Consider the following 2,730-nt stretch of genomic DNA (forward strand, 5'->3'; position numbering starts at 1 on the left):
AACTTGACCGGCCGGATGTCTCGACCGGTCCTCATACCGCCGACAGGGCGGGAAAGGCAGGGCAAATCCGTGTGTGGGGTTCAGGGAGCGGGCGTCGCATCGTCGGAACGTCTTCGGGAGAAGCCCGCACGATTGGCGTGAACTGAACCCTCCGTCGCCCTTTGTCTGCCGGTTACCTTTCGGTGCCTTTGGCCCACGGTCCGCGTGAGGCGGACCCACTGCGGGCGCAGCGTCTCCCCTCGCCGGCCGCGCATCCTTTCCGCGCGTCGCGTCCCCCCTGGAAAGAGAGCGAGACCATGCCATTGAATCCCATCCTCATCGTGTTGCTGGTCGTCGGCGTCGGCGCGCTGGCCGGAGGCGTCGGCTACGGCGTGGCCGTGCGGCGAGCGCGGAAGCGGACCCAGGAAGCGAAGGGCGAGGCCGACCAGATCGTCACCCGGGCCCGCCGCGACGCCGAGAGCCTCCTGAAGGAAGCCCGTGTCGAGGCCAAGGAAGCGGCCATCCGCGCCCGCGAAACGTTCGAAAAAGAAACCGCCAAGACCCGCGACGAACTCCGGGAACGCGAACGACTCGCCGTCAAGCACGAGGACGGCATCGACAGCAAAATGGAAACGCTGAACCGTAAAGAAAAAACCATCACCGCCATGGAAAAACGGGTCAGCGACCAGGAAAAAGGCCTCCAGACCCGGCAGGCGGAACTCGAACGACTCATCGCCGACGAAAAGCAGCAACTCTACCGCATCAGCGGACTCTCGCAGGGCGAGGCCAGGGCCCTGCTCCTGGGAAAACTCGAGACCGAGGTCCAGCACGAGGCCGCCGTCCTCATCCAGCGCGCGAGCGACCAGGCCCAGGAAACCGCCGCCGACAAGGCCCGTGAAATCCTCACCACGACCATCCAGCGCCTGGCGTCGGACTTCACGGCCGAGGTCACCGTCTCCACCGTCGACATCCCCAGCGACGACATGAAGGGCCGCATCATCGGCCGCGAAGGCCGCAACATCCGCGCCTTCGAACGCGCCACCGGCGTCGACGTCATCGTGGACGACACGCCCGGCGTCATCGTTCTGTCGTCCTTCGACCCCGTACGACGGGAAGTCGCTCGCCGCGCCATGGCCAAACTCATCACCGACGGCCGCATCCAGCCCCCACGCATCGAACAGGTCGTCTCCGAAACCACCAAGGAAGTCGAAAAGGACATCCTCGAGACCGGCAACCAGGTCGCCCTCGACACGGGCGTCCGCGGACTCCACCCGAAGGAAATCCAGTTGCTCGGCCAACTGAAGTACCGCACGAGTTACGGCCAGAGCGTGCTCGTGCACTCGATCGAGGTCGCCCACCTGTCGGCCATGCTCGCCGAGGAACTCGGGCTGGACGGCGAACTGGCGAAACGCGCCGGACTCCTCCACGACATCGGCAAGGCCGTCGACCACGAGGTCGAAGGCGGTCACCCCGAAATCGGCGCCGACATCGCCCGGCGATGCAACGAACCGCCCGAAATCGTCCACGCCATCGCCGGACACCACGAACCGAACATCAAGGACGCCCTCTACACCACCATCGTCTCCGCCGCCGACGCCGTCAGCGCCTCCCGGCCCGGCGCACGACGCGAAACCCTCCAGAAATACATCCAGCGCCTGGAAAAACTCGAGGAACTCGCTCGGCGATTCGAAGGCGTCCAGTCGGCCTATGCGATCCAGGCCGGCCGCGAAATCCGCGTCATCGTCGACGCCCAGAAAGTGGACGACGCCTTGGCCGCAAAAACGTGCCGCGACATCGCCATGGCCGTCGAAGCCGAACTCCAGTATCCCGGCGAGGTGCGCGTCGTCCTCATCCGCGAACACCGCGTCATCGAATACGCGCGATAAAAGTGGTTTTGCTCCGTTGAAAACTTGCCTGCCTGCAGGCGGGTAGGCTTTTGTTCTCCCTCTCCCCTCGTGGGAGAGGGTAGGGTGAGGGGAAGGAAACGACGAATAATGAATATCGAACAAGGAACCGCAGAAGGATGAAGTGAACGGCAGGCACGGCGGCGTCATCCGTGCCGTTTCTCACTTGGTCATTCTGCGGTTGAGTGTTCCTTGTTGGATATTCGTCTCTTCCACCCTCACCCCATCCCTCTCCCATCAAGGGAGAGGGAGCGTCAAAGGAGACGCCATGCAATTCCGCGCCCTTCTGGTCGGCGACGTGGTCGGCAAACCCGGCCGCCGAGCCCTCGCCGTCTCGCTGCCCGGCCTCCTCGCCGAACGCTCCATCGACGTCGTCATCGTCAACGGCGAGAACGTCGCGGGCGGCTCGGGCATCACGCCCGCGCTGTTCGAAGAGTTCCGCGCCCTCGGCATCGACGTCGTCACGATGGGCGACCACGTCTTTCGCCGACGCGAAATCCTGCCCCTCCTCGCCGAGTCCGACCGCATCCTCCGCCCCGCCAACCTCCCCCCCGAGGCCGTAGGACGCGGCTGGACCGTCCTGGAGAGTCCGTCGGGGTTCCCCTTCGCCGTTGTGAATCTCCTCGGCCGCACCTTCATGAAACCCGCGGGCGACTGCCCCTTCCACGCCGCCGACCGGGCACTCACGGAGATCGGCGACCGCGCCAAACTCATCTTCGTCGATTTCCACGCCGAGGCCACCAGCGAACGCATCGCCATGGGCTGGCGCCTCGACGGCCGCGCGACCGCCGTCTATGGCACCCACACGCATGTCCAGACAGCCGACGAGCGAGTCCTGCCCGGCGGC

General features: G+C 65.4%; 2 protein-coding genes. Both read left to right on the forward strand.

Annotated elements, in window-relative coordinates; all coding sequences use genetic code 11:
* The first annotated feature begins 296 nt into the window (after positions 1–296).
* Entirely contained in the window at positions 297–1,865 is a 1,569-nt protein-coding gene (gene rny, locus NTX40_11125) for a ribonuclease Y (GenBank protein MCX5649626.1), read from the forward strand.
* Positions 1,866–2,151: 286 nt separating this feature from the next.
* The coding region (locus tag NTX40_11130; GenBank protein ID MCX5649627.1) for a TIGR00282 family metallophosphoesterase at positions 2,152–2,730 on the forward strand (579 nt) is incomplete at its 3' end.

Source organism: Planctomycetota bacterium (genome assembly GCA_026387035.1).
GTDB lineage: Bacteria > Planctomycetota > Phycisphaerae > FEN-1346 > FEN-1346 > JAPLMM01.